At 60.0% G+C, this 26,977-nt stretch carries 30 protein-coding genes; 10 read left to right on the top strand and 20 right to left on the bottom strand.

What is annotated here, in order from left to right; all coding sequences use genetic code 11:
- Positions 1 to 73: 73 nt before the first annotated feature.
- From PMI29_RS22530 to PMI29_RS22550, 5 genes are all read right to left on the bottom strand, one after another.
- Positions 74 to 1,519, bottom strand: a complete 1,446-nt coding sequence (locus PMI29_RS22530) for a M16 family metallopeptidase (protein ID WP_007995476.1) — start codon at positions 1,517 to 1,519, stop codon at positions 74 to 76.
- Complete coding sequence (locus PMI29_RS22535; protein ID WP_007995475.1) at positions 1,512 to 2,858, bottom strand: M16 family metallopeptidase; 1,347 nt, start codon at positions 2,856 to 2,858, stop codon at positions 1,512 to 1,514. Before PMI29_RS22535 ends, PMI29_RS22530 begins: the two co-directional genes overlap by 8 nt.
- 126 nt (positions 2,859 to 2,984) lie before the next feature.
- Complete coding sequence (rsmD, locus tag PMI29_RS22540) at positions 2,985 to 3,581, bottom strand: 16S rRNA (guanine(966)-N(2))-methyltransferase RsmD (protein ID WP_007995474.1); 597 nt, start codon at positions 3,579 to 3,581, stop codon at positions 2,985 to 2,987.
- On the bottom strand, positions 3,581 to 5,071 hold the full coding sequence (locus PMI29_RS22545; RefSeq protein ID WP_007995473.1) for a M16 family metallopeptidase: 1,491 nt from the start codon (positions 5,069 to 5,071) through the stop codon (positions 3,581 to 3,583). The genes rsmD and PMI29_RS22545 overlap by 1 nt, the downstream gene beginning before the upstream one ends.
- Positions 5,064 to 6,419 (bottom strand): M16 family metallopeptidase, encoded by a 1,356-nt coding sequence (locus PMI29_RS22550; protein WP_007995472.1) that lies wholly within the window; start codon positions 6,417 to 6,419, stop codon positions 5,064 to 5,066. Before PMI29_RS22550 ends, PMI29_RS22545 begins: the two co-directional genes overlap by 8 nt.
- A gap of 343 nt (positions 6,420 to 6,762) precedes the next feature.
- On the opposite strand from PMI29_RS22550, the gene ftsY reads away from it, so the two are divergent.
- The 4 genes from ftsY (at position 6,763) to rpoH (ending at position 10,882) form a co-directional block, all read left to right on the top strand.
- On the top strand, positions 6,763 to 8,220 hold the full coding sequence (gene ftsY, locus PMI29_RS22555; RefSeq protein ID WP_007995471.1) for a signal recognition particle-docking protein FtsY: 1,458 nt from the start codon (positions 6,763 to 6,765) through the stop codon (positions 8,218 to 8,220).
- The gene (gene ftsE / locus PMI29_RS22560; RefSeq protein WP_007975383.1) at positions 8,217 to 8,888 is read left to right on the top strand and encodes a cell division ATP-binding protein FtsE; all 672 of its coding nucleotides are present in this window, start codon (positions 8,217 to 8,219) and stop codon (positions 8,886 to 8,888) included. Before ftsY ends, ftsE begins: the two co-directional genes overlap by 4 nt.
- The gene (gene ftsX, locus PMI29_RS22565; protein ID WP_007995470.1) at positions 8,885 to 9,907 is read left to right on the top strand and encodes a permease-like cell division protein FtsX; all 1,023 of its coding nucleotides are present in this window, start codon (positions 8,885 to 8,887) and stop codon (positions 9,905 to 9,907) included. Before ftsE ends, ftsX begins: the two co-directional genes overlap by 4 nt.
- Positions 9,908 to 10,027: 120 nt before the next feature.
- Positions 10,028 to 10,882 carry an RNA polymerase sigma factor RpoH gene (rpoH, locus tag PMI29_RS22570; RefSeq protein WP_007975386.1) on the top strand — a complete coding sequence of 285 codons (855 nt, stop codon included), beginning with the start codon at positions 10,028 to 10,030 and terminating at the stop codon, positions 10,880 to 10,882.
- 101 nt (positions 10,883 to 10,983) lie between these two features.
- On the opposite strand, the gene mtgA is transcribed toward rpoH, so the two are convergent.
- Complete coding sequence (gene mtgA / locus PMI29_RS22575; RefSeq protein ID WP_007995468.1) at positions 10,984 to 11,706, bottom strand: monofunctional biosynthetic peptidoglycan transglycosylase; 723 nt, start codon at positions 11,704 to 11,706, stop codon at positions 10,984 to 10,986.
- Between the two features lie 74 nt (positions 11,707 to 11,780).
- On the opposite strand from mtgA, the gene PMI29_RS22580 reads away from it, so the two are divergent.
- From PMI29_RS22580 to trmB, 4 genes are all read left to right on the top strand, one after another.
- Complete coding sequence (locus PMI29_RS22580; RefSeq protein ID WP_007995465.1) at positions 11,781 to 12,149, top strand: DUF423 domain-containing protein; 369 nt, start codon at positions 11,781 to 11,783, stop codon at positions 12,147 to 12,149.
- A gap of 83 nt (positions 12,150 to 12,232) precedes the next feature.
- Positions 12,233 to 12,433 (top strand): sulfur carrier protein ThiS, encoded by a 201-nt coding sequence (gene thiS / locus PMI29_RS22585; protein WP_162130672.1) that lies wholly within the window; start codon positions 12,233 to 12,235, stop codon positions 12,431 to 12,433.
- A gap of 60 nt (positions 12,434 to 12,493) precedes the next feature.
- Positions 12,494 to 13,288, top strand: coding sequence for a thiazole synthase (locus tag PMI29_RS22590; RefSeq protein ID WP_007975390.1), 795 nt, complete (start codon positions 12,494 to 12,496; stop codon positions 13,286 to 13,288).
- A gap of 9 nt (positions 13,289 to 13,297) precedes the next feature.
- Positions 13,298 to 14,023 (top strand): tRNA (guanosine(46)-N7)-methyltransferase TrmB, encoded by a 726-nt coding sequence (gene trmB, locus PMI29_RS22595; protein ID WP_007995461.1) that lies wholly within the window; start codon positions 13,298 to 13,300, stop codon positions 14,021 to 14,023.
- Between the two features lie 117 nt (positions 14,024 to 14,140).
- On the opposite strand, the gene PMI29_RS22600 is transcribed toward trmB, so the two are convergent.
- The 10 genes from PMI29_RS22600 to PMI29_RS22645 all read right to left on the bottom strand — a co-directional run bounded on the left by PMI29_RS22600 (position 14,141) and on the right by PMI29_RS22645 (position 21,120).
- Complete coding sequence (locus PMI29_RS22600; RefSeq protein WP_007995458.1) at positions 14,141 to 14,464, bottom strand: DUF3392 domain-containing protein; 324 nt, start codon at positions 14,462 to 14,464, stop codon at positions 14,141 to 14,143.
- A gap of 9 nt (positions 14,465 to 14,473) precedes the next feature.
- On the bottom strand, positions 14,474 to 15,679 hold the full coding sequence (hemW, locus tag PMI29_RS22605) for a radical SAM family heme chaperone HemW (RefSeq protein ID WP_007995456.1): 1,206 nt from the start codon (positions 15,677 to 15,679) through the stop codon (positions 14,474 to 14,476).
- Entirely contained in the window at positions 15,676 to 16,272 is a 597-nt protein-coding gene (gene rdgB, locus PMI29_RS22610; protein ID WP_007987823.1) for an RdgB/HAM1 family non-canonical purine NTP pyrophosphatase, read from the bottom strand. The genes hemW and rdgB overlap by 4 nt, the downstream gene beginning before the upstream one ends.
- The gene (locus PMI29_RS22615; RefSeq protein ID WP_007995454.1) at positions 16,269 to 16,703 is read right to left on the bottom strand and encodes a DUF4426 domain-containing protein; all 435 of its coding nucleotides are present in this window, start codon (positions 16,701 to 16,703) and stop codon (positions 16,269 to 16,271) included. The genes rdgB and PMI29_RS22615 overlap by 4 nt, the downstream gene beginning before the upstream one ends.
- 26 nt (positions 16,704 to 16,729) lie before the next feature.
- A complete protein-coding gene (metW, locus tag PMI29_RS22620) occupies positions 16,730 to 17,350 on the bottom strand; it encodes a methionine biosynthesis protein MetW (RefSeq protein ID WP_007995452.1) in 621 nt (206 codons plus the stop codon).
- Between the two features lie 7 nt (positions 17,351 to 17,357).
- On the bottom strand, positions 17,358 to 18,497 hold the full coding sequence (gene metX / locus PMI29_RS22625) for a homoserine O-succinyltransferase MetX (protein WP_007995450.1): 1,140 nt from the start codon (positions 18,495 to 18,497) through the stop codon (positions 17,358 to 17,360).
- Positions 18,498 to 18,678: 181 nt separating this feature from the next.
- Positions 18,679 to 18,975, bottom strand: coding sequence for a DUF167 domain-containing protein (locus PMI29_RS22630; protein ID WP_007995448.1), 297 nt, complete (start codon positions 18,973 to 18,975; stop codon positions 18,679 to 18,681).
- A gap of 4 nt (positions 18,976 to 18,979) precedes the next feature.
- Positions 18,980 to 19,570 (bottom strand): YggT family protein, encoded by a 591-nt coding sequence (locus tag PMI29_RS22635; protein ID WP_007995446.1) that lies wholly within the window; start codon positions 19,568 to 19,570, stop codon positions 18,980 to 18,982.
- Between the two features lie 10 nt (positions 19,571 to 19,580).
- The gene (gene proC / locus PMI29_RS22640) at positions 19,581 to 20,399 is read right to left on the bottom strand and encodes a pyrroline-5-carboxylate reductase (protein WP_007995445.1); all 819 of its coding nucleotides are present in this window, start codon (positions 20,397 to 20,399) and stop codon (positions 19,581 to 19,583) included.
- Between the two features lie 34 nt (positions 20,400 to 20,433).
- Positions 20,434 to 21,120, bottom strand: a complete 687-nt coding sequence (locus PMI29_RS22645; protein WP_007995443.1) for a YggS family pyridoxal phosphate-dependent enzyme — start codon at positions 21,118 to 21,120, stop codon at positions 20,434 to 20,436.
- Positions 21,121 to 21,176: 56 nt separating this feature from the next.
- On the opposite strand from PMI29_RS22645, the gene PMI29_RS22650 reads away from it, so the two are divergent.
- Complete coding sequence (locus tag PMI29_RS22650) at positions 21,177 to 22,211, top strand: type IV pilus twitching motility protein PilT (RefSeq protein WP_007995442.1); 1,035 nt, start codon at positions 21,177 to 21,179, stop codon at positions 22,209 to 22,211.
- A 131-nt stretch (positions 22,212 to 22,342) separates the two neighbouring features.
- On the opposite strand, the gene PMI29_RS22655 is transcribed toward PMI29_RS22650, so the two are convergent.
- On the bottom strand, positions 22,343 to 22,963 hold the full coding sequence (locus PMI29_RS22655; protein WP_007995441.1) for a C40 family peptidase: 621 nt from the start codon (positions 22,961 to 22,963) through the stop codon (positions 22,343 to 22,345).
- 251 nt (positions 22,964 to 23,214) lie between these two features.
- On the opposite strand from PMI29_RS22655, the gene PMI29_RS22660 reads away from it, so the two are divergent.
- Entirely contained in the window at positions 23,215 to 23,634 is a 420-nt protein-coding gene (locus PMI29_RS22660) for an NINE protein (RefSeq protein WP_007995439.1), read from the top strand.
- A 95-nt stretch (positions 23,635 to 23,729) separates the two neighbouring features.
- Here the strand turns inward: PMI29_RS22660 and PMI29_RS22665 are convergent, their stop codons facing one another.
- The 3 genes from PMI29_RS22665 to PMI29_RS22675 all read right to left on the bottom strand — a co-directional run bounded on the left by PMI29_RS22665 (position 23,730) and on the right by PMI29_RS22675 (position 26,958).
- Complete coding sequence (locus tag PMI29_RS22665) at positions 23,730 to 24,128, bottom strand: hypothetical protein (protein ID WP_007995438.1); 399 nt, start codon at positions 24,126 to 24,128, stop codon at positions 23,730 to 23,732.
- Between the two features lie 557 nt (positions 24,129 to 24,685).
- Positions 24,686 to 25,957: a dihydroorotase gene (locus tag PMI29_RS22670; protein WP_007995436.1), complete on the bottom strand. Its 1,272-nt coding sequence runs from the start codon at positions 25,955 to 25,957 to the stop codon at positions 24,686 to 24,688.
- Positions 25,954 to 26,958, bottom strand: a complete 1,005-nt coding sequence (locus PMI29_RS22675) for an aspartate carbamoyltransferase catalytic subunit (protein ID WP_007939362.1) — start codon at positions 26,956 to 26,958, stop codon at positions 25,954 to 25,956. The genes PMI29_RS22670 and PMI29_RS22675 overlap by 4 nt, the downstream gene beginning before the upstream one ends.
- Positions 26,959 to 26,977 lie beyond the last annotated feature (19 nt).

Raw genomic sequence — 26,977 nt, 5'->3', positions numbered from 1 at the left:
TCTCGGGGAAAGTGATCATGAATCTGTCCGAAGACGCGGCGGGACAGTTCCGCGACCGCGTCGTCGTGGGTAACTAACTTGCCACAATCTTGCCAGGTGCGCGACACATGGTATTGGTTGCGCTTTCGCCCGGTGCTGGCAGCGATTGTTGATCTGTCTTCGGCCCCAGGATGACAACGCGCCATTGCTCGGCGTGGTGATGTCGGTTCAGCGCGTTTTTGATTGATGCTGGGTTCAGCTTCAAGCCAGCTTGTGTGGGAAAGTCGAGATCCAGTGGCAGATCATGGACGCCAATGTTGTGCAGCTGGCCCGAAATCTGCGCATTGGTAGCGCGGCCCAATGGTGCGCTACCGGCCAAATGCTGTTGGATATCGTCGAGTTCCTGTTGGGTTGGCCCTTGAGCGAGGAAGTCGCTGAACATCGTCTTGATATGGGCCAGCACGGCATCGGCTTGCTCCGGTCGGGTCTGCAATTCAATGCTCAGTGCTGCGTGTGCCTGAAGGGCTGAAAGGTCGGATTCCACGTGATAGGTCAGCCCTCGACGTTCACGAAGTTCATTCATCAGCCGCGTGGCGAAAATCTGGCTGGCCATCCTGAGCGCTACGTAGTCCGGACTGCTTCGCAGGACGCTTGGCTGGGCAAGCCGCAGGTAAGCCTGGGTGGATGGACGCTCGATGCGCAGCAGATTTGGGGACACCGGGCTTGTCACAGGCTGGATTGCGGCAATGGCCGGCCCCTGGGGCAATGCAGCGGATATCTGCGCACCAATGCGCTGGGCTTCCTCCTCCGTAAGGTCGCCGACCAGTGTGATCAGGGCGTTGCCTGTTGTGTAAGCCATGCGATGGAAGGCTTGTGCCTGGGTGCGGGTGATGGAGGCAAGTCCGGCCCGGGTTCCGTAGAGGGACTGAGCATAATGGTGGCCGGGAAACAGCTGGCCAAGGTTCGCTTGTCGGGCTTGTAAGGCATGGGACTGATCTTCAAGGTCCAGAAAATACTGCAGCTGGGATTTCACAGCAGGCAAGGACTCCTCAGGCAGCAACGGCTTGCCGAGTACCTGGGCAAACAGTTCCAGGGCCGGAGTGCGCCGGGCTTCGTCGCTGAGGCTGCGCAGGGAAAAAAGGCTCCGATCCTGGCTTATGTCCATAACCAGCCTTGCCCCCAGATTATCGAACGTCGCCTGTATCGCATTGACGTCCTTGCCCGCCACGCCCTCATTCAAAAGGCTGAAGGTCACCGCTGCCAGGCCGGGTTGCTGCGGGGTGTGGGCGCTGCCGGCAGCAAAACTCACCAAGGCATCAAACATCGGCAGACCAGGGGTGCGGATGAACAGGATCTTCGTTTCGCTGAGCGTTTTGTAGCCCTTGATCGACAGCGTGCGGTGGATAGCCGGAGTCTGTGGTTCATTGAGCGATTGCAGCACTGGTTTCTGGAGCGCCGTGATTGCAGCGGCATGGGCCTGAGCACTCAATAGCATGCCGGCCATGATCAATCCATTGATGAGGCCTTTGAGCTTATCCATTGTTTTTCTCCGGCAAGATTTTCGCGGTACTCAGGCGCTCACGCGTCAGGTAAGTCTTCGCGACCTGTTGAATATCCAGGGGCGTGACCTTGTTCAGCTCATCCGTATCCTGATCGACCAGCCGCCAGTCCAGGTCAATGGTTTCCAGCAGGCCCAAGTTGTAAGCCTGCCTTTCCAGATCATCCTGCGCATAAACCGTGTTAGCGATCAGGAGGTTTTTCGCGCGCTCCAGTTCTGCCGGTTCCGGTGCCTTGCTTTTCAGTGACTCGATCACTTGCCACAGACGGGCGAGGGCTTCGTCAGGGTCGTTGAGTTTGTCCGGATTGAGTTGTGTGGTGATGGTCAGCAACGAATCGCCGCGATTGAAGGCGTCGTACTCTGAGTGGGCCTCAGTGAATATCGCCTCGCCCAGTTGCAGTTGCTGTTTGATCCGCGCGCTACTGGATCCGGCCAGTAACATATTGAGCAAGCGCAGGGCATGGGCGGTCCGACGATCCAGTGCCGTGGCCAGGCTGGGCGCGTTGAAGCTCATGATCAGGCGCGGGGACGCCACCGGTTCGTGCAGGGTCAGCGATCGTTCACCGGCAGAAGCCAGCTCGAGGGGGGCAAGCGCCACAGGTGTCACACGCCGCTGCAGGTGGCCGAAGTACTGCTGTGCCAGCGCCTTGATCCGCTCAGGCGCAACATCGCCAACGACCACCAGCGTGGCATTGTCCGGCGAGTACCAGGCCTGATACCACTGCTGCAATTGAACGGCATTCATTCGCTGCAGGTCGTGCATCCAGCCAAACGTCGGGGTGCGGTTGCCGCTGGCCGGGTAGGCGATGCTGTTCAGTCGTTCGTGAGCCGACGCGGCGATTTCATCATCAACGCGCATCCGGCGCTCCTCCTGAATGACCTTGAGCTCCAGGGCGAAGTCCTGTGCATCCAGCTCGGCCGTACTCATCAGGTCGGCCAGTATTTCGAAAGCGACGCCTGTCCGGGAGGAAGGCAATGTCTGGTAAAAGGTTGTGTAGTCCGTGCCAGTCAAAGCGTTTTCACTGGCGCCAAGCTTCTCCAATATCGCCGCGAATTCTCCGGCGCAGGCTTTGCTGCTGCCCTTGTACACCATGTGTTCGAGGGCGTGGGACAGGCCCGACTGGCCGGGCGGTTCGTAGCTTGAACCGACCTTTATCCAGAGTTGGGCGGTGACGATGGGGGAGCGGTGGTCCTCGCGCACGACAACCTTGAGACCGTTATCCAGCGAGAACTCTTGTGTTGCAGGAGGTGATGCCGCGGCAGCCATGAGCGGCAACCAGGCGATAAAGGACAGCACCAATGTGCTGCGGGAGATGTTCATCCGTGTACATCCTCAGTGGTTTGCAGGTATTTACGCAAACCACTGTGGATCATCCGCAAAGGTGTCAGGCGGTAACTATGTAGTGCACTCCGCAATCGACTCGGGAGCCGTCATCTCGCCGGAGTGTCAGGCGCTTCGTTGCCACAGCGAGTAGTACACGCGCCCGGATTTCTGTTCCCGGTGCAGGCGCCAGTTCTCCGGCAGACCCAGGGTCGAAGGTGCGGACTCGCTTTCGGTGTACACCCAGGCATCTTCGGCCAGCCATTGGCGCTCTTCGAGCAACTTGCAAACGGCGGGCAGCAGGTTCTGGTTGAACGGCGGGTCGAGGAATACCAGGTCGTAGGCCGTTGCGGTCTGGGTTTCCAGATAGCGCAGGGCGTCGGCGGTCTGGACCTGGCCGTTGGTGCACCGCAGGGTGCCCAGGTGCTCCTTCAGGCTGGACACCGCGATGTTGCTGGCGTCGAGCGCCTGGCCCATGGCCGCGCCACGGGACAGTGCTTCGAGGAACAGCGCGCCGCTACCGGTAAACGGGTCGAGCACCCTGGCGCCCGGCACATAAGGTGCGAGCCAGTTGAACAGGGTTTCACGCACCCGGTCTGGCGTCGGGCGCAGGCCCGGGGCGTCGGGGAAGCTCAACTTGCGGCTGCGCCACTCGCCGCCGATGATGCGCAGCTGGTTCACGCCGTTGTGGACGTTTTTGGCGGGTTTTTTTGGACTGGCCATTAATGCTCCGGAACCCCGAGCGGCTGCTCGGAAGGTTTATCAGTAGGGGCCGGTAACGGCTTTTGCGGCACGGTCGGGCCAGCGCTGACGATGACCATTTTGTCCGTGCTCAGGTGTTTGTTCATGGCGGCTTTGACCTGCTCGACGGTCAAGGCCTGGGACTGTTGCATGAAGTCTTCCAGGTGACTCAACGGCAAGTTGTAAAAACCGATGGCGCCCAGTTGGCCGACGATATCGGCATTGCTGGCGGTGGACAGCGGGAAGCTGCCGGCCAGTTCGCGCTTGGCGTCGTCGAGTTCTTTTTCGGTCGGACCGGTTTTAAGGTAGTCGGCGAGCACGTCCTGCACCAGTTTAAGGGTGCCTTCGCTCATCTCGGCGCGGGTTTGCAGGTTGATCATGAACGGACCGCGTACCTGCATCGGGGTAAAGCCCGAATACACGCCGTAAGTCAGACCGCGCTTCTCGCGCACTTCACTCATCAACCGGGTGCCGAAGCCGCCACCACCGAGGATCTGGTTACCCATGGATAACGCGGCGTAGTCCGGATCGTCACGGTCGATGCCCAGTTGCGCGAGCATCAGGTTGGTCTGTTTGGACGGGAACTCGATATGGCCGACGCTGGCCTTGGGTTCGACAGGTTGTGCGATTTTCGGCAAGGCCGGGCCTTTGGGCAGTGCGCCGGAAACCTGTGCGGCAATCGTCTCGGCTTCTGCGCGGGACAGGTCACCGACCAGCGCGATCACCACATTGCCGGCCGCATAGGCTTTCTCGTGGAAAGCACGCAGTTGCGCCAGGGTAATCGCCGGTACGGTTTTCGCCGTGCCGTCGCTGGAATGCGCGTACGGGTGATCACCGTACAAGCGGTCCATCAGCTCCAGGCTGGCCAGTTTGCCGGGGTTCTGTTTCTGGTATTCGAAACCGGCGAGCATCTGGTTCTTGATGCGGGCCAGCGAATCTGCAGGGAAAGTCGGCTTGCCGATGACTTCGGCGAACAGCTTCAGGGCCGGCTCGCGCTTGTCCTTGGCACTCAGGCTGCGCAGCGAAGCGATTGCCATGTCCTTATAAGCGCCGTTGCCGAAATCGGCACCCAGGCCTTCGAAGCCCTGGGCAATGGCACCGACGTCTTTGCCGGCCACGCCTTCGTTGAGCATGGCGTTGGTCAACACCGCCACGCCCGGTGCATCGCCGTCCTGGCTGCTGCCGGCAGCGAAGATCAGGCGCATGTCGAACATCGGCAGCTCATGGGCTTCGACAAACAGCACCTTGGTGCCTTCGGCGGTGTTCCAGGTCTGCACGTCCAGCTTGCGGTGGTCCGGTGCCTTGCCGTTGAGTTCGGTCAGTGATTGCAGTTTCTGGCTGGCCTTGGCCTTGTCCAGGGCTTCGCTGGCATTGGTTTGGCCAGGGCGCGACAAATAGAACGCGGCGGAACCGATAATGGCGACGGCGACCAGGCCGATCAAGGCCAGGCGGGAGGGTTTACGCTCACTCATGAGTCGTCTCCAGAGGCAGTACATGGGCGACGCTGAGACGTTCGCGGGTGAAATACAGCTTGGCGGCTTTCTGGATATCTTCCGGCGTGACGCTTTCCAGGTCGGCCAGTTCGGTGTCCATCAGCTGCCATGACAGGCCAACGGTTTCCAGTTGGCCGATGGCCGTGGCCTGACTGGTGATCGAGTCGCGCTCGTAGACCAGGCCGGCAATGACTTGTGCGCGTACGCGTTCCAGCTCTTCGGCGGTTGGTGCAGTGGTTTTCAGCTGGTCGAGCAGCCTCCACAAACCGGCTTGCGCCTGGGCGATGGTCTTGTGTTTCTGTGTGTTTGGCGATGCCGACAGGGTAAACAAGCTATCGCCACGGGTGTAGGCGTCATAACTCGACGAACCGCCAGACACCAGTTCTTCTCCGCGCTCCAGTTGCGTCGGGATGCGTCCGCTGTAGCCGCCATCGAGCAGCGCCGAGATCAGGCGCAGGGCATTGACCAGGCGTTTGTCTTCGGTGGTGGCAATGCTCGGTACGTTGAAGGCCAGCATCAGGCTTGGCAGTTGGGTTTGCACATGCAGGGTGATCTGGCGCTCGCCGGGTTCGGCCAGTTCCAGCGGTTTTTTCGCGGCCGGCACATCACGCTTGGCGATCGGGCCAAAGTAGCGCTGGGCCAGGGTTTTGACTTCGCCCGGTGTGACATCGCCAACTACTACCAGTGTGGCGTTGTTCGGCACGTACCAGGTCTGGTACCAGTGACGCAGTTCTTCGACTTTCATCCGCTCAAGGTCGGCCATCCAGCCGATGGTCGGCGTGTGATAGCCGCTGGCCGGGTAGGCCATGGCCTTGAAGCGCTCGTAGGCCTTGGACATCGGCTTGTCGTCGGTGCGCAGGCGACGTTCCTCCTTGATGACCTCGATTTCCTTGGCGAACTCGCCGGCCGGCAGGCGCAGGCTGGCCATGCGGTCGGCCTCCAGTTCGAAGGCTACGCCCAGGCGATCGCGGGCCAGCACCTGGTAGTACGCGGTGAAGTCGTCGCTGGTGAATGCGTTCTCTTCGGCGCCGAGGTCGCGCAGTATCAGCGAGGCTTCGCCGGGGCCGACTTTCTCGCTACCCTTGAACATCATGTGTTCCAGGGCGTGGGACAGACCGGTGTTACCCGGCGTCTCGTAGCTGCTGCCGACCTTGTACCAGACCTGGGAAACCACCACGGGCGCACGGTGGTCTTCACGTACGATCACCTTCAGACCGTTGTCGAGGGTGAATTCGTGGGTAGGTTGCGGGTCGGCGGCCATGGCCGAAAGGGGCAGGAAAACTGTGCTGAGGAGCAGGCCTGCGGCGCGGCGGGCAAGAGCATTCATTCGTTTTTAAACCTTTGGGGCTGCCCGCTTGTTCTTAGCGTCAGCGGGCGAGAGGGTGCTAGGATACTGATCCGTTTTACTGGCGGCCACGCCTATCAGGCACTCATGTTTGATCAGGTTGTATGGGTTTGCGACGGAGTGTGGATATTTATCAGCTAAACTCCGCTTTTTCGCCGATTTTGCCGCATCTGTCCCGTGTGAAATCGTTTCCTTGAGGTGGCGTTGTTCACCTCGACAAAATGTTGCGCGTGAACAAGCTGCGTCAATCGCAGTCTGTTCTGCATCGAATTTTTATTTGCCGAGGCGCCATTGGCGCGTCGCTACCGTGAGATAGCCGTCCTCCATGTTTGGTTCCAACGACGACAAGAAGACCCCAGCTGCGGCTGGCGAGAAGAAAAGCCTGTTCGGATGGCTGCGCAAAAAGCCGCAGGAACCCGTCGTCGAACAGCCACAACCCGTTCCTGAACCTGCGCCAGCTCCGGCTCCGGCTCCGGCCCCAGTAATAGACGCGCCCGCGCCGGTTGTTCTGCCGGTCGCCGAACCGGTATTGCAACCGCAGGCCGAGACTGTCGTCGAGCCAGCCAACGAAATCATCGAAGCGCCGCTGACACCGACTGCCGAGCCATGGCTGACCTTGCCCGTGGCAGAAGAGCCCGTGGCGCTGGTCGAAGATGATCTGGCGCCCCACGTGACCCCGCCGATTCCGGCCCCGGCCCCGGCCCCGGCCCCGGCTGCGTTTGCGCCTGCGCCGGTTCATGCACTTGTGGTCGAGCCGGTTGTGGCGCTAGTCGTTGTGGCTGCGCCTGCGCCTGTATCGGTTGTAACCGAACCGGTTGCCCCGGTCGAGCCTGTACGCACCGAAGAAACCAAAGCCGGTTTCTTCGCCCGCCTCAAGCAGGGTCTGTCCAAGACCAGCGCCAGTATTGGCGAAGGCATGGCCAGCCTGTTTCTGGGCAAAAAGGTCATCGATGACGAACTGCTCGAAGACCTCGAAACCCGTTTGCTGACCGCCGACGTGGGTGTCGAGGCCACGTCGGTGATCATTCAGCGTCTGACGCAGAAGGTTGCGCGCAAAGAGCTGGCCGACGCCGATGCCCTGTACAAATCCCTGCAGGCCGAGCTGGCCGCCATGCTCAAGCCTGTCGAGCAGCCGCTGAAAGTCTCCTCACAGAACAAGCCGTTCGTGATTCTGGTCGTTGGCGTCAACGGTGCCGGTAAGACCACCACCATCGGCAAGCTGGCCAAGAAACTGCAGCTGGAAGGCAAGAAAGTCATGCTGGCCGCTGGCGACACCTTCCGCGCCGCGGCGGTGGAGCAATTGCAGGTCTGGGGCGAGCGCAACAAGATTCCGGTGATCGCGCAGCACACTGGCGCCGACTCGGCCTCGGTAATTTTCGACGCCGTGCAGGCCGCCAAGGCCCGTGGCATCGATGTGCTGATCGCCGACACCGCCGGTCGCCTGCACACCAAAGACAACCTGATGGAAGAGTTGAAAAAGGTTCGCCGGGTGATCGGCAAGCTCGATGCCGACGCGCCGCACGAAGTGTTGCTGGTCCTCGATGCCGGTACCGGCCAGAACGCCATCAACCAGGCGAAACAATTCAACCAGACCGTCGAATTGACCGGCCTGGCTTTGACTAAACTCGACGGCACCGCCAAGGGCGGGGTGATTTTCGCCCTGGCCAAGCAGTTTGGCTTGCCGATCCGCTACATCGGTGTTGGCGAAGGCATCGACGATTTGCGTACCTTTGAAGCAGAACCCTTTGTCCAGGCATTGTTTGCCGAGCGGGAGCGTTCATGATTCGTTTCGAACAGGTCGGTAAACGCTACCCGAACGGTCACGTCGGCTTGCATGAGCTGAGCTTTCGAGTCCGTCGTGGCGAGTTCTTGTTTGTCACCGGCCATTCCGGCGCCGGTAAATCCACGCTATTGCGCCTGTTGCTGGCGATGGAGCGTCCGACCAGCGGCAAGTTGCTGCTCGCCGGGCAAGACCTGAGCACCATCAGCAACGCGCAGATTCCTTTCTTGCGTCGGCAGATCGGCGTGGTGTTCCAGAATCACCAGTTGCTGTTCGATCGCACGGTGTTCAATAACGTTGCGTTGCCTTTGCAGATCCTGGGTCTGTCCAAGGCCGAGATCGCCAAGCGCGTGGACTCGGCACTGGAGCGCGTGGCGCTGTCGGATAAAACCGATCTGTACCCGGGCGACCTGTCCACCGGTCAGCAGCAGCGCGTCGGCATCGCCCGCGCCATCGTCCATCGCCCGGCCTTGCTGCTGGCGGACGAACCGACCGGTAACCTCGACCCGCGTCTGGCCGCCGAAATCATGGGTGTGTTCGAAGATATCAATCGTCTGGGTACCAGCGTGCTGATCGCCAGTCACGACCTGGCCCTGATCGCCCGCATGCGCCATCGCATGCTGACGCTGCAACGTGGTCGATTGATCGGTGACGGGGAGGCGGCCGTATGAGTGCAACACGTAGCCCCAAGGTTTCCGAGCGAGTGGCCCCGAAAGCCGCCGATCCGCAACCGCAAAAGAAAAAGCGCGACGATGACGACGGGCCGGACTTCGCCACGTTGTTCCGCGCCTGGATCGAAAGCCATCGCGCCAGCCTGGTGGACAGCCTGCGCCGCCTGGGCAAGCAGCCCATCGGCAGTTTCTTCACCTGCATGGTGATGGCGGTGGCCCTGAGTTTGCCCATGGGGCTGTCACTTTTGCTAAGTAACGTCGAGCGTCTGGGCGGTTCCTGGCAGCGCGCAGCGCAGATTTCCCTGTATCTGGACCTTGAGGCCAAGCCGGTCGAAAGCGAAGCGCTGCGCGATCAGATCAAGGGCATGCCTGGCGTGGCCGATGCCGAATATGTGGGCCGGGAGCAGGCGCTGGAAGAGTTCCAGCAACAGTCCGGTCTGGGCGAGGCGCTCAAGGAATTGCCGGAGAATCCGCTGCCGGGCGTGGTGCTGGTGACGCCGACCGAAGTCGACAAGCCGGCCCTTGAAGCATTAAGACAAAAACTATCCGAGCTGCCGAAGGTACAACAGGCACAACTTGATTTAGTCTGGGTCGAGCGCCTGGCAGCCATCCTCAAGCTGGGTGACCGTTTTGTCTTCGGTCTGACCGTGCTTCTGGTTTCTGCATTACTTTTGGTGATAGGCAATACCATTCGTCTTCATATTGAAAACCGCCGCACAGAGATAGAAGTGATTAAACTGGTCGGCGGCACTGACAGCTATGTACGCAGGCCCTTTCTATATATGGGTGCGCTGTATGGCTTCGGTGCGGGGATTCTGTCCTGGGGCGTACTGGCGTTCGGTCTTGACTGGCTGAATGACGCGGTGGTGGGGCTGGCCGGATTGTACGGCAGTGATTTTGCTCTGGCTGGAGTGCCAGTTGCCGACGGTCTGTCTCTCTTGCTTGGCGCGGTGCTGTTGGGGTATATCGGTGCATGGATTGCAGTCGCACGCCACCTGAGGGAGCTTGCGCCTAAGTAGTATCATTTTGCTCGTATTGACCTTTCAGCGTTTTTGGGTTTTAGGGAACTTGTCTTTCGGTTTCCGGTCAATTTTCGCAGTGCTGAACTGCACGAGTTTGTAAGTCGGAGGTTTTTTCGTATGACCAATTCTTTGCAACCTGCATATGCTCTGGTCCCGGGTGCGAACCTGGAGGCCTATGTGCACACCGTCAACAGCATTCCATTGCTGTCGCCGGAGCAGGAGCGTGAACTGGCCGAGAGTCTCTATTATGAGCAGGATTTGGGGGCGGCTCGGCAGATGGTGCTCGCCCACCTGCGTTTTGTCGTACATATCGCCCGTAGCTATTCCGGCTACGGCCTGGCTCAGGCTGACCTGATCCAGGAAGGCAACGTTGGCCTGATGAAGGCCGTGAAACGCTTCAACCCGGAAATGGGCGTGCGCCTGGTGTCCTTTGCCGTGCACTGGATCAAGGCGGAAATCCACGAGTTCATCCTGCGCAACTGGCGCATCGTGAAAGTCGCGACCACCAAGGCCCAGCGCAAGTTGTTCTTCAACCTGCGCAGCCAGAAGAAGCGCTTGGCCTGGTTGAACAACGAGGAAGTCCATCGCGTGGCAGAAAGCCTGGGTGTAGAGCCTCGGGAAGTGCGCGAGATGGAAAGCCGCCTGACTGGCCATGACATGGCCTTCGACCCGGCTGCCGAAGCGGACGACGACAGTGCTTTCCAGTCGCCGGCCAACTATCTGGAAGACCACCGGTACGACCCGGCCCGTCAACTGGAAGATGCCGACTGGAGCGACAACTCCAACCACAACCTGCACGAAGCACTGGAAGTGCTGGACGACCGCAGCCGTGACATCCTCTACCAGCGCTGGCTGGCGGAAGAAAAAGCCACGCTGCACGACCTGGCGCAGAAGTACAACGTGTCGGCCGAGCGTATTCGCCAACTCGAGAAGAGCGCGATGAACAAGCTCAAGTTGTCGATCGCCGCGTAACCGGCGACCTGGCAATAAAAAACGCCCCGATCATTGATCGGGGCGTTTTTTGTTTGTGCCGATGATCCCTGGTACATCGCTCCCACAGGGGATCTTCAGTGTTATTCGGCCCAAGGCGCCCGGCGCGAGTCGTTCAGCCCGATCAGATAGCTGTCCCCGCCCAACTGACTCATCTGCTGCCTGATCCAGCCGGCCCGACGTGAAACGTAGGTGGTCGGATGGCTCGCACTCCAAACCCGCGGGTTGGGCAGTACTGCGGCCAACAAGCTCGACTGCTGGCGGCTGAGGCCTTTAGCGCTCACGCCAAAGTGATGCCGGGCCGCCGCTTCGGCGCCAAACACACCGTCATCCCACTCGACACTGTTGAGGTACACCTCAAGAATCCGCTGCTTGGGCCAGAACACTTCGATCAGCCCGGTGAACCAGGCTTCCAGGCCTTTGCGCAGCCAGCTGCGGCCAGACCACAGGAACAGGTTTTTCGAGACTTGCTGGCTCAGGGTGCTGGCGCCACGGATCGAACCGCCGCGCTCGTTGTGGGCAAACGCCGCCTGAATCGCGCCGATATCGAAGCCCCAGTGCTCCGGGAATTTCTGGTCTTCGCCGGCAATCACCGCCACCTTGAGGTCGTCGGAGATCTCGTCCCAGGGTTTCCAGGTCCGTTGCAGGTCGATGGGTTCGCCGTCAAACCAGGATTCGATCTTGCGCTCGACCATCAGCGTCGTCCCTGGTGGCGGCACCACGCGAAAGATCAGCACCAGCAAGACGCTGCCACCCATGAACCAGAGTACGGCCTTGGTGAAATGACGGAAATAGATACGCAGCATAGAGATGGCTTGGCCGAACCCGTTGAGCGGGCCATTATACAGACCCTTTGGATCGAAACTGACTGGAGTTCTGCATGCTGCGTGGCTTTCTGATGCTGGCCGCTTTTTTCGGCTTCACCGGTGTCGGTCTCGGGGCCTTTGCCGCCCACGGCCTGAAAAGCCGCCTGAGCGCCGAGTACCTGGCGATCTTCCATACCGGCGTCACCTATCAACTGGTGCATGCCCTGGCGCTGCTCGGTGTCGCCGCGCTGGCCACGCAAATTCCCGGTCGACTCGCCACTTGGGCCTGCGCATCGTTTGCCATCGGTATCCTGCTGTTCTCCGGCAGCCTGTATGTATTGACGCTGACGGGCATCAGCAAGCTCGGCATCATCACCCCGTTCGGTGGCCTGGCCTTCCTGGTGGGCTGGTTTTGCCTGGGCCTGGCCGCCTGGCGTTTGTAACCTACCGCTTGACGCTTGTTGCTGACCTTTAGGTCATGATCAAGCTAGAATGCCTGCCCCTAAAAATGATGGCGGCATCCGGCATGCGCATTCAGTTGAACGGCGAATCCTTTGAACTGCCCGACGGTGAAACCGTTGCGGCCCTGCTGACCCGTCTGGACCTGACCGGACGCCGGGTGGCGGTCGAACTCAATCTGGATATCGTCCCGCGCAGTCAGCATGCAGACACCGCGTTGAACGACGGCGATACCGTCGAAGTGGTGCACGCCATCGGCGGCGGCTAGTAGCCTCGGCCGAGTGGCCACAGAATTCTGCAAGAACCTCACCCCTACAGAGGATTTCCCATGAGCATCGTTCGTAGCGACAAGCCTTTCGTCCTGGCCGGTCGTACTTACCAGTCGCGTTTGCTGGTCGGTACCGGCAAGTACCGTGACATGGAAGAAACCCGCCTGGCCATCGAAGCCTCGGGTGCCGAGATCGTGACTTTCGCCGTGCGCCGTACCAACCTCGGCCAGATCGAGGGCGAGCCGAACCTGCTCGAAGTGCTGTCGCCGGATCGCTACACCTTCCTGCCGAACACTGCCGGTTGCTACGACGCCATCGAAGCCGTGCGCACCTGCCGCCTGGCCCGTGAGCTGCTCGATGGACACAACCTGGTGAAGCTGGAAGTGCTGGCCGACCAGAAAACCCTGTTTCCCAACGTGATCGAAACCCTCAAGGCCGCCGAAACGCTGGTCAAGGAAGGCTTCGACGTGATGGTCTACACCAGTGATGACCCGATCATCGCCCGGCAACTGGCTGAAATCGGCTGCATCGCCGTCATGCCGCTCGCGGGTTTGATTGGTTCGGGTCTGGGGATCTGCAATCCATACAACCTGCAGATCATCCTCGAAGAAGCCAAAATCCCGGTACTGGTGGATGCCGGTGTCGGTACTGCTTCCGACGCCACCATTGCCATGGAACTGGGTTGTGATGCTGTGCTGATGAACTCGGCCATCGCTCACGCCCAGCAGCCGGTCATGATGGCTGAAGCCATGAAACATGCGATCGTCGCAGGCCGCCTGGCTTACCTCGCCGGCCGTATGCCGAAAAAACTCTATGCCAGCGCCTCTTCGCCGCTGGATGGTCTGATCAAGTAAGAGCCATTGATGACTGAATCGAACGACACGCCTATCCAGACGGAAGAAGGCGACGAGCGCCAACACCGCCGCATCAAGAGTTTCGTGATGCGTGCCGGGCGCATGACCGAAGGCCAGCAACGCGGCCTGGAGCAGGGCGCGCCGCTGTACGTGCTGCCGCTGGCCGATGCGCCGGTGGACTTCGACCAGGTGTTCGGTCGCTCGGCACCGCGCTCGCTGGAAATCGGTTTCGGCATGGGCCATTCGCTGCTGGAAATGGCAGCGGCTTCGCCGGATCAGGATTTCATCGGCGTCGAAGTGCACCGTCCGGGTGTCGGGGCGCTGCTCAATGGCGTGTTGACCCAGGGTTTGACCAACCTGCGGGTCTACGATTGCGATGCCATCGAAGTGCTCAACCGCTGTGTGGCCGATAACAGCCTCGATCGCCTGATGCTGTTTTTCCCGGACCCGTGGCACAAGAGCCGTCATCACAAGCGTCGCATTGTCCAGGCGTCATTCGCTGAGCTGGTACGCAGCAAGTTGAAGGTCGGCGGCATTCTGCACATGGCCACCGACTGGGAGCCGTACGCCGAATACATGCTGGAAGTGATGAACGTTGCGCCGGGTTACCGCAACCTCGCCGAAGACGGCAAGTGCGTACCGCGCCCGGCCGAACGGCCGATCACCAAGTTCGAACGCCGTGGCGAACGTCTTGGGCATGGTGTGTGGGATTTGAAGTTCGAAAAACTGGCGTAAAACCTGTGGGAGCGAGCTTGCTCGCGATGGCGGCCTGACAGTCAACAGAGATGTTGGATGTTATGGCCCCATCGCGAGCAAGCTCGCTCCCACAGTTGTTTTGTGTGTGCTGTAGGATTAGCGGCGATCCGCGACCACGCCAATCAACACCAACACCACCAGCAACACCGGCGCCAGGCTGTAGTTGTTGAACTGACTCAAGCCGCGCACGATCCATGGTGTGGCGTAGATCAGCGCCGCGCCGCTGCCAATCATGCACAGCAGGGACATCAGTGGCACGCGCAAGGCGCCGGCGATGCTGCCCAGACGCTGCTCGACCCAGCCTTTGAAATCCGCACCAAACAGCACCAGCAGGCAGCCCACCAGGGCCAGGGCGATTTCCGAGAGGTTGCTGCGGCTCCAGCGAGACACGGTGGCAAGCAGGTCGAGTACCAAATCCATTCGATTTCCTTATGTCAGAAATTTCTGCAGCAAGTCGTTGAGGAAGAGTTGTCCGCGCTCGGTGGCTACCAGACGTGACGGTTCGACCTGCAACAGGCCGCTTTGTTCGGCTTCACGGCGGCCTTCAGCAAGGCTTTCCAGCGTCATGCCGGTACGTTCCGGGTACAGCCGCGATTCGACGCCTTCAGTCAGGCGCAACGCGTTCATCAGGAATTCGAACGGCATTTCATCGTTGCCCAGCGCTTTCTCGCCGGCCCGGAAGCTTTTCGCCGGGTTCAGGTAATCCTTCGGCAAGCGGGTTTTCCAGGTGCGGACAATGCGCCCGTCCGGGTGGCTGAGCTTGCCGTGGGCGCCGGCGCCGATGCCGATGAAGTCGCCAAAACTCCAGTAATTGAGGTTGTGTCGCGCCGGACGACCGGGCTGGGCATAGGCCGAGACTTCGTACTGGGCGTAACCGTGTTTGGCCAGCAGCGCTTGCCCGGCTTCCTGGATGTCCCACAGCGTGTCGTCTTCCGGCAGCGTCGGCGGCTGGTTCCAGAACACCGTGTTCGGTTCCAGGGTCAGTTGATACCACGACAGGTGTGTCGGTTTCAGGGCAATGGCTGTGCGCAGGTCCGCCAAGGCATCGTCCAGGGACTGATTCGGCAAGCCATGCATCAAGTCCAGGTTGAAGTTATCGAACCCGGCCTGCCGCGCCATGCCGGCGGCGCGTACGGCTTCGTCGCCGTTGTGGATGCGGCCCAGGGCCTCGAGTTTTTCTTGCTGAAAACTCTGGATGCCGATCGACAGGCGATTGATGCCCAGTTTCCGGTAGGCCACGAACTTGTCTTGCTCGAATGTCCCCGGATTGGCTTCCAGCGTGATTTCGATGTCGCTGGCAAACGGGATGCGTTGTTCGACGCCTTTGAGCAAGCGACCCAGCGAATCAGCACTGAACAGGCTTGGCGTACCGCCACCAAAGAATATCGAGCTCAGCTCACGACCATAAACGGCGTGCAGGTCCTGATCGAGATCGGCCAGCAAGGCGTCGACGTACTCTTCTTCCGGCAGCACAGGGCTGGCGGTGTGGGAGTTGAAGTCGCAATAAGGGCATTTGCGTACACACCACGGGATGTGGATGTACAGCGCCAGGGGCGGCAGCACTGGCAGGGCCGCCCGAGGCGATTGAACGTCGCCGCCGAAGATCAGCGGCGACGCGGATGATTCACGGGTCATTTCAAGCCCAGACGCTGGCGCAGCAGATCCATTGCACGGGCGCGGTGGCTGATCTGGTTCTTGTCGCCCGGGCTCAACTCGGCGCTGGAGCAATCGCGCTCCGGCACCCAGAACAGCGGGTCGTAGCCAAAACCGTGTTCGCCGCTGGCCTGGGTCAGGATTCGCCCGTGCCACAAACCTTCGCAGAGGATCGGCAATGGATCATCGGCGTGGCGCACCAATGCGAGCACGCAGACGAACTGCGCACCACGCTCGGCTTCAGGCACGTCTTTCAACACGTCGAGCAGCTTGGCGTTGTTCGCCGCATCGCCTTTGCCGTCGGCATAGCGCGCCGAATAGATGCCGGGCGCACCGCCGAGGAAATCCACGGCCAGCCCGGAATCGTCGGCCAGCGCCGGCAGGCCGGAAATGCGCGCGGCATTACGGGCCTTGAGGATGGCGTTCTCGACGAACGACAAACCGGTTTCTTCGGGCTCCACGCTGCTGAACTCGCCGATCGAGCGCAGATGCACCGACTCGCCGAGCATGGCCTGGAGTTCCTTGAGTTTGCCGGCGTTATGGCTGGCCAATACGAGTTGCGTGAAGTTGATCATTGGCCGGGGAAGAGCTCTTGGTTGAAATTGATGGTGTTGATTTTGTCACCGGTCTGCACCTTGATGTCGAAAGTGCGGACCTCCGGTTGATCTACCGGATATTGCGCGATGTAGTAGATCGCACCTTGTTCGGTGATCTGTTTGAACTTCAGTGGCACGGTCTGGCTGGTCAGGTCTTTGACCGAACCGCTCACCTGGGCGATCAGTGGCTTGCCTTCCTTGAGCACCGAGATATTGATCACGCCCTGGTTCTTGCTGCGGATCAGTTCGGCGGACTTGGCAATGTCCGGGGTCAGGTAGGTGGAGTTGAAGGTGTTGTAGTGCACCGTCACGTCGCCGAAGGTTTCCTGGCGCTCGCTCTTGATGGGTTCGGCGCCCATGGCGGTGACGCTCAGGCAGGCAGTGAGTAGAAACAAAGCAAGACGACCCATGATCGTTCTCCTTGAAATAGGGTGGATCAGACCGCGACCTTGTGGTCGGAAAGTCCCGGACTGCTGACGCGGTAGATTCCGATCTCACCTAACAGATTAGGCCATAGCTTACTGGCCCACCCGTGTCGATGCTGTTGATCCACCGCAAGCCGATCAATGACCTTCGCTTCACGTTCGCGACACAAGGCTTCAAAGTCAGCGAAGGTGCAGAAGTGAATGTTCGGCGTGTTGTACCAGGTGTACGGCAGGAACTCGGAAACCGGCATCCGGCCCTTGCTCGCCAGGTACCAGCGGCAGCGCCAGTGACCGAAGTTGGGGAAGGTGATGATGCACTGTCGGCCTACGCGCAGCATTTCCTCGAGGATCTTGTCCGGGTAGTGCACCGCTTGCAGCGCCTGGGTCATGACCACGATGTCGAAACTGTTGCTGGCAAAGTTGCCCAGGCCCTTGTCCAGGTCCTGTTCGATGACGTTGATGCCCTTGGCCACGCACTCGGCAATGTTGTCAGTGTCGTTTTCCAGGCCATAACCGGTGACTTGCTTGTTATCGCGCAGCCAGGTCAGCAGTTCGCCATCGCCGCACCCGAGGTCGAGCACGCGGCTGCCGGCGGGGATCCATTCCTGGATGATTTCCAGATCAGCTCTCATGGCTTTCTCACAACGTAATGCGGTTCATGTAATTGCCGAATGCCTGCAGGTAGCGCGGGATCGGAATCAGGAAGGCGTCGTGGCCTTGCGGTGCGTCGATCTCGAGGTAGCAGACGTCCTTGCGCGCGGCCATCAGCGCGTCCACCAGTTCCCGCGAACGGGCAGGGGAGAAGCGCCAGTCGGTGGTGAACGACATCACGCAGAACTTGGCTTTGGCACCTTCAAAGGTTTTTGCCAGGTTATCGTCGAAGTTCGCCGCCGGATCGAAGTAATCGAGCGCTTTGGTCATCAACAGATACGTATTGGCGTCGAAGCGCCCGGAGAACTCTTCGCCCTGATAACGCAGGTAGCTTTCAACCTGGAACTCGACGCTGTGGAAGTCGTAGTTGAGCTTCTCGCTCTTGAGCCCGCGGCCGAATTTTTCGCCCATGGAATCGTCGGACAGGTAGGTGATGTGCCCGACCATCCGCGCCAGCATCAGGCCGCGCTTGGGGATCACGTTGTGTTCCTGGAACGAACCGCCGTGGAATTCCGGGTCGGTGAGGATCGCCTGGCGCGCCACTTCGTTGAACGCGATGTTCTGTGCCGACAACTTGGGTGCCGAGGCGATGGCCAGGCAGTGACGGATGCGGTCAGGGTAGGTGATGCTCCATTGCATCGCCTGCATGCCGCCGAGGCTGCCGCCGATCACGGCCGCGAACCGGGCGATGCCGAGACGATCGGCCAGGCGCGCCTGGCTGTGCACCCAGTCTTCGACGGTCAGGACCGGGAAATCGGCGCCGAACGGCTTGCCGGTGTCCGGGTTGATGCTGCTCGGGCCGGTGGAGCCGTTGCAGCCGCCGAGGTTGTTCAGGCTGACCACGAAGAACTTGTTGGTGTCGATCGGCTTGCCGGGGCCGATGCAGCTGTCCCACCAACCGGGTTTGCGGTCGTCGGGGCTGTGATAGCCGGCAGCGTGATGGTGCCCGGACAAGGCGTGGCAGATCAGCACGGCATTGCTCGCCGTGGCGTTGAGCGTGCCGTAGGTTTCGTAGATCAGGTCATAGGCCGGGAGCGAACGTCCACAGGCCAAAGCCAGCGGCTCGCTGAAGTGCGCCACTTGCGGCGTCACCAGACCAACAGAATCGGGGGGAAAGGCAGCTGGCATCGACCCTGCTCTCATTGAAATGAGGCGTAAGTCTAAAGACCGCTGGGGTTAGCGGCAAGCAAAGGCCGGGCCTGATTTGATTCATTCAGACCGAGGTGCCCCATTCGCGAGCAAGCCCGCTCCCACAGGGGAACGCATTCCCCTGTGGGAGCGGGCTTGCTCGCGATGAACGATGACACGGTCAGTCCGCCGGGCGCACCAGATCAGGCAAATCCGGCAACTTCTTCGGCGAGCAAATGCGCACCCGTTTCTGCCGGTTCAACTCACCGCTGATCAAACTGACCTGGCTCTTGGACACGCCAAAGGCCTTGGCCAAAAACGCCATCAGATACGCGTTGGCCTTGCCCTCGACCGGCGGCGCGGTCAGGCGGATCTTCAGGCGATCGCCGTGCAGCCCACAGAAATCATCGCTACGGGCTGCCGGTTGCAGGTGACATTCCAGAATCAGGTCGTCACCGTCCCAGCGAAACCAGCTCACCGGGTCAGATCAACACGCGGAGGATTTGCGGCATCATGGTTATGGCGGCGAGGTTGTTGATCACCAGCATGTCGATCAGTTTGATCGCCAGGAACGCAAAGATCGGCGACAGATCAAGCCCGCCCAGGTTCGGCAGGAATTTGCGGAACGGCGCCAGGGCCGGCTCGCAGATGTCGTTCACCAGTTCGGCGCCCGGGTTATGGCTGCCCGGTGCGACCCAGGACAGGATCACACTGATGATCAGGGCAAAGAAGAAGATATTCAGGAATAGTGCGGTCACACCGATGATCGACCAGATCAGCAGCTGCAGCGGATTGCCGGTGGTGCCGTAGGTCAGCAACAGGGTCAGGGCCATCAGTGCCAGTTGCACCAGGATCGCCAGCACCAGCGAGGACATGTCCAGGCCGAACACGCTCGGGATGATCCGGCGCAGCGGCTTGAGCAGCGGCTGGGTGGCCTTCACGGCGAACTGGCAGATCGGGTTGTAGAAGTTTGCCCGCACCAGTTGCAGCACGAAGCGCATCAGCACGATCAGCAGGTACAGGCTGCCGAGGGTTTGCAGCACGTAGACCGCTGCGGTGTTCAATCCAATCATGAAAAGCTCCTTATTGACCCAGTTGTTCGGCCATCTCGGCCGAGCGATGCGCGGCAGCACCGAGTGCTTTTTCGACCATGGCTTCAAAGCCATTGGCCTGGAACGACTTGATTGCGGCTTCTGTGGTGCCCGCAGGCGAGGTGACACGGCGGCGCAGCTCGGCCGCGTCGACGTCGCTGGAGACCGCCATGTGCGCGGCGCCCAGTGCGGTTTGCAGGGTCAATTGCGCGGCGATGTCCGCCGGCAGGCCGAGTTTTACGCCGGCGGCGGTCATGGCCTCGATCAGCAGAAAGAAATATGCAGGGCCGCTACCGGAAACGGCGGTGACCGCATCCAGTTGCTGCTCCTCGTCCAGCCACAGGGCGATGCCGACCGCCGACAACAGCTCCTGGGCTTGCTGGCGTTGTTGCGCCGTGACTTGGTCGGTGGCGAACAAACCACTCACGCCCTGACGCAGCAGCGCCGGGGTATTGGGCATGCAGCGCACGATCGGCTGGGCGCCGAGCCAGTTGTTCATGCTGGCGCAGGTGATGCCTGCGGCAATCGACACCACCAGTTGATGGGGCTTGAGGCTTGGGCGAATCGCTTCGCACACGGCTTTCATTGCCTGTGGCTTGACCGCGAGGACGACGACGTCGGCGCCATCGATGGCCTGGGCGTTGTCGGCGAAGGTTTCGATGCCGTGTTCAGCACTCACGCGGGCGCGGGTTTCTTCGCCCGGATCGCTGGCGCGGATCTGCGCCGCTTCCAGACCCTTGGCCCGCAGGCCGCCGATCAGACTGGAGGCCATGTTGCCGGCACCGATAAAGGCAATACGCGTCTTGCTCATGTCAGGTCCTTATAAAGAGAGTTGTCAGCCATTTTCAAGGCTGGCTGTAGTCGCGAGCGCCAAACAGGGCCGTACCGATACGGACCCAGGTGGCACCTTGGGCGATGGCCGATTCGAGATCGTGGCTCATGCCCATGGAAAGTGTGTCGAGTGGCAGGTTCAGGCTGGCTTGCAGGCTTTGTACGGCAGCAAATGCAGCATCCTGGGCGGCGCGATCTTCAGTCGGCTCAGGGATAGCCATCAACCCGCGCAACTTCAGACGCGGCAAAGCGCTGATGGCATTGGCCAGGGCCGGCAGGTCAGCCGGGGTACAGCCGGATTTGCTGGCTTCACCGCTGACGTTGACCTGAATGCAGATGTTCAGGGGCGGCAAATCGGCGGGACGTTGTTCGGACAGGCGTTGCGCGATTTTCAGGCGATCCACGGAATGCACCCAGTCGAAGTGCTCGGCGATAGCACGAGTCTTGTTCGATTGAATGGGGCCGATGAAGTGCCAGATCAAGGGCAGGTCGGCCAGTTCAAGCTGCTTGCCCAGCGCTTCCTGCAGGTAGTTCTCGCCAAAGTCGCGCAGGCCGGCGGCGTAGGCTTCACGCAGGTCTTGTGCGGGTTTGGTCTTGCTCACGGCCAGCAGCCGGACGCTGTTTTCGGCGCGGTTGGCAGCGAGTGCAGCAGCATCGATGCGCGAACTAACTTCGAGAATGTTGTCTGCTATGGTGGACATCAAGAGGCGCCAGCGGTCTGAAGGTTCGCGGCATTCTACTGGAATTGAGAGACGCTATGGATATCACCGAACTGCTGGCATTCAGCGCCAAACAGGGCGCATCCGACCTGCACCTGTCTGCCGGCCTGCCGCCGATGATTCGGGTGGATGGTGATGTGCGGCGCATCAATCTGCCGGCCATGGACCACAAACAGGTGCAGGCGCTGATCTACGACATCATGAACGACACCCAGCGGGTGGATTTCGAAAAGCATCTGGAAACCGACTTTTCCTTTGATGTGCCCGGCGTGGCGCGCTTTCGGGTCAATGTGTTCAATCAGAACCGTGGCGCGGGCGCCGTGTTTCGTACCATCCCGTCAAAAGTGCAGAGCATGGACGAACTGGGCATGGGCGAAGTGTTTCGCAAGATGACCGACGCTCCCCGTGGTCTGGTGCTGGTGACCGGCCCGACCGGTTCCGGCAAATCCACTACGCTGGCGGCGATGATCGACTACCTGAATACCCATCGCCATCACCACATCCTCACCATCGAGGACCCTATCGAGTTCGTCCACGAATCGCGTAAATGCCTGATCAACCAGCGTGAAGTCCATCGCGATACCCGCAGCTTTGCCACCGCCTTGCGATCGGCACTGCGGGAAGACCCGGATGTGATTCTGGTGGGGGAGATGCGCGATCTGGAAACCATTCGCCTGGCGTTGACCGCCGCCGAAACCGGCCATCTGGTGTTCGGCACGCTGCACACCACGTCGGCGGCGAAAACCATCGACCGGGTGGTCGACGTGTTTCCGGGGGACGAGAAGTCGATGGTGCGCTCGATGCTCTCCGAGTCGCTGCTGGCGGTGGTGTCCCAGACCCTGGTGAAGAAGGTCGGTGGCGGACGCATCGCGGCCCACGAGATCATGCTGGGGACATCGGCGATCCGCAACCTGATCCGCGAGGACAAGGTGGCGCAGATGTACTCGGCGATTCAGTCGGGAGGGTCGTTGGGGATGCAGACGCTGGATATGAGCTTGAAGAACCTGGTGACCAAGGGGTTGATCAGTCGTGATCATGCGCAGGAGAAAGCGCGGTCGCCGGAAGGTTTTTGAGGAAAATGTGTGGTGCTTTCAAGGACGCCATCGCGAGCAAGCTCGCTCCCACAGGGGGGCGCATTCCAATGTGGGAGCGAGCTTGCTCGCGATGGGGTCATTATGTTCGATACAGATTCAGGACACTGAAATCAGCGCTGAACCACCCGCAACTGATTCGGCTCTTTCGGCAGGACCCGCTTGGCAACCATGTAGTGGCTTTCCCAGTACGGTTTCTTCAAAGTGTCGATGGTCACCGACTTGCCACGACGTGGCGCGTGGATGAAGCGGTCGTTGCCCAGGTAAATGGCAACGTGATTGACCCGACGGCTCTTGATATTGAAGAAAATCAGATCGCCCGGCTTCAGGTCGTTGCGATCGACTTTCTCCCCATGACCGCTGGCCATGGCGTTGGAGGTGCGTGGCAGGTCGAACGTGGCGTCGTTGAACGCGTATTTCACCAGGCCGCTGCAATCGAAACCTTTGCTTGGGCTGCTGCCGCCCCAACGATAGGGAGTGCCGAGGACGTTCACAGCGCGGCTCAGCACGTTGCTGCTTTCCTTGGTGCCCATCGGTGGAACCAGGCCGCTTTTGTCGCTGGCCAGGGTTGGAGCATATTTATCGGATTTTTTGTCTTTGCTCGAAGGAGCAGAGGCATGGGATTTTGGGGTGTAACCATTAACGTTAGGAAGACGTTGCTCACGATTGGTGGCGTGGGCGGCCAGTGGCATCAAAAGGCAAATGGTTAGCCATGTCTTGAAAAATGAACGCATTAGGCAAGGCTCTTAATAAGTTAGCGCGCAACTTTATAACAGCTTTTTTGCCGCTTCCGAGGCCGTTGGTCGATTCAACCTGGGGGGCAATGGTGGCAAAAAAGCGGCAAAATGGCGCAATTGTCGGACAGAAGCCCGGTGTTACAAGGCTTAGACGGGAGTGACGGTAGCACCTGCCATACGTCGGGTGCCTGTAAAAAAGTCACAAAGAAATGAAGAATATTTATCTATCGTGCGAATCGAGGTCATTCATGAACCCCTATCAACAGACGATCCAGCAGCAAGACACCCACAGCAAAGTGATCGGTTACCTGCTGTGGATTTTCGGTTTTACCGGCGCTCATCGCTTCTATTACGGCAAGCCGGTGACCGGGACGATCTGGTTCTTCACCTTTGGCTTGCTGGGGATCGGTTGGCTGATCGACCTGTTCCTGATCCCGTCCATGGACCGTGAAGCGGACCTGCGGTTCACCGCCGGGCCGATCGAATACAACGTTGCGTGGATTCTGCTGACGTTTCTCGGGGTGTTCGGCGTGCACCGCATGTATCAGGGGAAATGGATCAGCGGGCTGCTGTACCTGTTGACGGGCGGGTTGTTCTTTATTGGCGTGTTGTATGACTTCTGGACGTTGAATGATCAGGTGTCGGTGCGTAATGCGCAGAGTCGGTGATTTCTGCGGCGTGGGGGCAGGCCCTCTCGCCGCAGGGTTTTACGTCGGGTGACTGATCTAGCTATCCGTCTGCTTGAGTTACGGTCTGTGAGTGGTTACTGGAATACTTTCAGTAATTGAAGTTGAAGTGTTAAAAATGCCATTGTGCTGAAGCTGTAGAAGATTGAAATGATGAAGTGGTTTGGGGTGGCCCAGTAATTTATGCTGTCGGCGAGAATCGCAAGCGATGCAATTGCAACTATTAATGCTGATATTTTTATCAAGGTTGAATTGGTGTGGCGGGCTTTTCTGTATAAAAATATTTGCATTAGGTGAAATATGAATAACACTAAGCCCGCAATCAGGATTGTGCCTATTGGTATTCCGATTGAGTCTCGATCTATGTCGTAAATGCCTGCGCTCAAATTACTTTCTATGGTAAATATTGCTACGCTGGAAGTGATCACTAAAAGCGCTGGGTAGATGTAGTTCAGGTGTTTGTAGAGAGTCTTCATGTGGGCTCTTCCTGAATGCAGAAACTCATAAATAAGGGCTTTTATAGCACTTTTTATTTTAACCAATCATGGAGCATATCCATTTTGGCTGAGGAAGTGATGGGGCATCGCATAGGCTCCCCAGTTGAACCCAGGGTTAACTGTAAAGCCGCCTGATTTTTCCTTGTGCTGTTTTTATATTAAATGATGCGTATTGAATCTGTATTCAATAACTTTGTAGGCTGTTTCTGTATGTTGCGAAGTTCCTTTCGCACAGATGATGAGAAGTCAGAAATTTCTGTTCGTTGGGTAGTTTATTCGCCATCGCTTGTAGAAGTATTCTTGATGCGGCTGTGCTGTTTGGGGAAAGGCAGTGGAGGGCGGGGCAGGAGGGCGATATGACTTCTGGACGTTGAATGACCAGGTTTCTGTGCGTAACGGACAGAACAGAGGCGCCTTCCAGTAAGCCTTCGCGAGCAAGCCCGCTCCCACATTTGATCTTTGGTGTTCACAATTACTGTGTTCATTACAGAACTAATGTGGGAGCGGGCTTGCTCGCGAATGCAGGCGACGCGGTCTTAAGCCTGGTGGCTGATCCGTCCATCCACCAGGGTATAACGCACCACACCCGGCAGGCTGTGGCCAATGAACGGGCAGTTTTCGCCCTTGGACAGCCATGTTTCACCGGCCACGGTCGAGGCCGCAGGGTCGAACAGCACGATGTCCGCCGCGCCACCTACCGCCAGTTTGCCTGCCGGCAGGCGCAGGGCCTCTGCAGGGCCGACGCTCAGGCGTTTCAGTAGCGTCGGCAGGTCCAGCAAACCGTCTTCAACCAGGGTCATCGCCAGTGGCAACAGCAGTTCGACGCTGCTGATGCCCGGCTCGGTGGCGCCGAACGGTGCCAGCTTGGCGTCACGCTCATGGGGTTGGTGGTGACTGGAGATGGCCGAGATCACGCCGGATTTCACCGCGGCGCGCAGGCCCTCGCGGTCGGCGCGGGTGCGTAGCGGCGGCTGGACGTGGTACAGGCTGCTGAAGTCGATCAGGGCTTCGTCGGTCAGGATCAACTGGTACAGGGCGACATCCGCCGTGACCTTCAGGCCCCGGGCCTGGGCCTGGGCGATCAGTTCAACACCGCGGGCGCTGGTGAGCTGGCTGAAGTGTGCGCGCACGCCCGTCTGTTCAACCAGCAGCAGATCCCGGGCCAGGGCGACGGTTTCGGCGCTTTCCGGAATGCCTGGCAGGCCAAGGAAACTGGCAGTCGGGCCTTCGTGAGCCAGGCCACCCTCGGCCAGGTCGTGATCCTGGGAGTTGAAAATCACTGTCAGGTCGAAAGTCGCTGCATAGTCCAGTGCCCGACACAGGGTGCGGGTGTTGCGGAAACTCTCCAGGCCATTGCCGAAGGCCACGCAACCGGCATCGCGCAAGGCAACCAGCTCGGCCAGCTGTTCACCGTCCAGGCCTTTGCTCAGGGCGCCAATCGGGAAGACTTTGGTGTTGCCGGCCTCACGGGCGCGGTCGAGGATCAGTTCGGCCACGGCCGAGGTGTCCAGCACCGGTTTGGTCTTCGGCGGGCAGCACAGGCTGGTCACGCCGCCAGCTGCCGCCGCGCGGGTTTCGCTGACAATCGAGCCTTTGCGGCTATAACCCGGCTCGCGCAGGGCAACGTTGAGGTCGACGAGGCCTGGAGCGGCCACCAGGCCTTTGGCGTCGATCGTGTCGACGGCGATAAAACCGGCGGGTGCAGCGCCAATGGCGACGACCTTGCAGGCTTCAATGTGGATGTCGGTCACTTGATCCAGGCCGCTGGCCGGATCGATCACGCGGGCGCCGAGAATGCTGAGCTTCACTGGGCGTTCTCCTGCTCGAATTGGCGCTGGGCAGTCTGCCCGCTCATGGCCATGGACAGCACGGCCATACGAATGGCGATCCCGTAGGTCACCTGGTTGAGGATCACCGAGTGCGGGCCATCGGCCACCGCTGACTCGATTTCCACGCCACGGTTGATCGGTCCCGGGTGCATCACGATGGCATCGGGCTTGGCCCCGGCCAGGCGTGCGGTGGTCAAGCCGAACAGGCGGTAGAACTCGCCTTCGCTCGGCAGCAGGCCGCCGGTCATGCGTTCACGCTGCAGGCGCAACATGATCACCACGTCGACGTCCTTCAGGCCTTCGGTCATGTCGGTGTAGACCTTCACGCCGTATTGCTCGATGCCGATCGGCAGCAGGGTTTTCGGCGCGATCACGCGGATGTCCGGGCAACCGAGGGTTTTCAGGGCCAGCATGTTCGAGCGCGCGACCCGCGAATGCAGGATATCGCCGACGATGGCCACCGAAAGGTTTTCGAAACCGCCCTTGTGCCGGCGGATGGTCAACATGTCGAGCATGCCCTGGGTCGGGTGCGCGTGCCGGCCGTCACCGCCGTTGATGATCGCCACTTGCGGGCAGACATGTTCGGCGATGAAGTGCGCGGCGCCGGAATCACCGTGGCGCACGACGAACATGTCGGCGGCCATGGCTTCCAGGTTGCGCAGGGTGTCGAGCAGGGTTTCGCCCTTGCTCGCCGACGACGTGGACACGTTGAGGGTGATCACGTCCGCGGAGAGCCGCTGGGCCGCCAGCTCGAAGGTGGTGCGGGTGCGGGTCGAGTTCTCGAAGAACACGTTGCACACGGTCTTGCCGCGCAGCAACGGGACTTTCTTCACGGCCCGGGCGCCGACTTCGAGGAAGGAGTCGGCGGTGTCGAGGATTTCCGTCAGCAGCTCGCGGCGCAAACCGTCGAGCGAGAGGAAATGGCGCAGCTGGCCCTGATCATTGAGCTGCAGCGGGCGCTTGGTTTCTAGAGGCGTCATCGCAAGGGGGACTCTCAAT

The organism is Pseudomonas sp. GM49 (assembly GCF_000282355.1).
Taxonomy (GTDB): Bacteria; Pseudomonadota; Gammaproteobacteria; order Pseudomonadales; family Pseudomonadaceae; genus Aquipseudomonas.
Note: the sequence above shows the minus strand (reverse complement) of the source record. Positions and strands in the feature narration are given on the sequence as shown.

Coding starts and splice junctions, on each gene's coding strand:
- PMI29_RS22530 (WP_007995476.1), bottom strand. CDS start 1,519: ATGGATAAGCTCAAAGGCCTCATCAATGGATTGATCATGGCCGGCATG.
- PMI29_RS22535 (WP_007995475.1), bottom strand. CDS start 2,858: ATGAACATCTCCCGCAGCACATTGGTGCTGTCCTTTATCGCCTGGTTG.
- rsmD (WP_007995474.1), bottom strand. CDS start 3,581: ATGGCCAGTCCAAAAAAACCCGCCAAAAACGTCCACAACGGCGTGAAC.
- PMI29_RS22545 (WP_007995473.1), bottom strand. CDS start 5,071: ATGAGTGAGCGTAAACCCTCCCGCCTGGCCTTGATCGGCCTGGTCGCC.
- PMI29_RS22550 (WP_007995472.1), bottom strand. CDS start 6,419: ATGAATGCTCTTGCCCGCCGCGCCGCAGGCCTGCTCCTCAGCACAGTT.
- ftsY (WP_007995471.1), top strand. CDS start 6,763: ATGTTTGGTTCCAACGACGACAAGAAGACCCCAGCTGCGGCTGGCGAG.
- ftsE (WP_007975383.1), top strand. CDS start 8,217: ATGATTCGTTTCGAACAGGTCGGTAAACGCTACCCGAACGGTCACGTC.
- ftsX (WP_007995470.1), top strand. CDS start 8,885: ATGAGTGCAACACGTAGCCCCAAGGTTTCCGAGCGAGTGGCCCCGAAA.
- rpoH (WP_007975386.1), top strand. CDS start 10,028: ATGACCAATTCTTTGCAACCTGCATATGCTCTGGTCCCGGGTGCGAAC.
- mtgA (WP_007995468.1), bottom strand. CDS start 11,706: ATGCTGCGTATCTATTTCCGTCATTTCACCAAGGCCGTACTCTGGTTC.
- PMI29_RS22580 (WP_007995465.1), top strand. CDS start 11,781: ATGCTGCGTGGCTTTCTGATGCTGGCCGCTTTTTTCGGCTTCACCGGT.
- thiS (WP_162130672.1), top strand. CDS start 12,233: ATGCGCATTCAGTTGAACGGCGAATCCTTTGAACTGCCCGACGGTGAA.
- PMI29_RS22590 (WP_007975390.1), top strand. CDS start 12,494: ATGAGCATCGTTCGTAGCGACAAGCCTTTCGTCCTGGCCGGTCGTACT.
- trmB (WP_007995461.1), top strand. CDS start 13,298: ATGACTGAATCGAACGACACGCCTATCCAGACGGAAGAAGGCGACGAG.
- PMI29_RS22600 (WP_007995458.1), bottom strand. CDS start 14,464: ATGGATTTGGTACTCGACCTGCTTGCCACCGTGTCTCGCTGGAGCCGC.
- hemW (WP_007995456.1), bottom strand. CDS start 15,679: ATGACCCGTGAATCATCCGCGTCGCCGCTGATCTTCGGCGGCGACGTT.
- rdgB (WP_007987823.1), bottom strand. CDS start 16,272: ATGATCAACTTCACGCAACTCGTATTGGCCAGCCATAACGCCGGCAAA.
- PMI29_RS22615 (WP_007995454.1), bottom strand. CDS start 16,703: ATGGGTCGTCTTGCTTTGTTTCTACTCACTGCCTGCCTGAGCGTCACC.
- metW (WP_007995452.1), bottom strand. CDS start 17,350: ATGAGAGCTGATCTGGAAATCATCCAGGAATGGATCCCCGCCGGCAGC.
- metX (WP_007995450.1), bottom strand. CDS start 18,497: ATGCCAGCTGCCTTTCCCCCCGATTCTGTTGGTCTGGTGACGCCGCAA.
- PMI29_RS22635 (WP_007995446.1), bottom strand. CDS start 19,570: ATGATTGGATTGAACACCGCAGCGGTCTACGTGCTGCAAACCCTCGGC.
- proC (WP_007995445.1), bottom strand. CDS start 20,399: ATGAGCAAGACGCGTATTGCCTTTATCGGTGCCGGCAACATGGCCTCC.
- PMI29_RS22645 (WP_007995443.1), bottom strand. CDS start 21,120: ATGTCCACCATAGCAGACAACATTCTCGAAGTTAGTTCGCGCATCGAT.
- PMI29_RS22650 (WP_007995442.1), top strand. CDS start 21,177: ATGGATATCACCGAACTGCTGGCATTCAGCGCCAAACAGGGCGCATCC.
- PMI29_RS22655 (WP_007995441.1), bottom strand. CDS start 22,963: ATGCGTTCATTTTTCAAGACATGGCTAACCATTTGCCTTTTGATGCCA.
- PMI29_RS22660 (WP_007995439.1), top strand. CDS start 23,215: ATGAACCCCTATCAACAGACGATCCAGCAGCAAGACACCCACAGCAAA.
- PMI29_RS22665 (WP_007995438.1), bottom strand. CDS start 24,128: ATGAAGACTCTCTACAAACACCTGAACTACATCTACCCAGCGCTTTTA.
- PMI29_RS22675 (WP_007939362.1), bottom strand. CDS start 26,958: ATGACGCCTCTAGAAACCAAGCGCCCGCTGCAGCTCAATGATCAGGGC.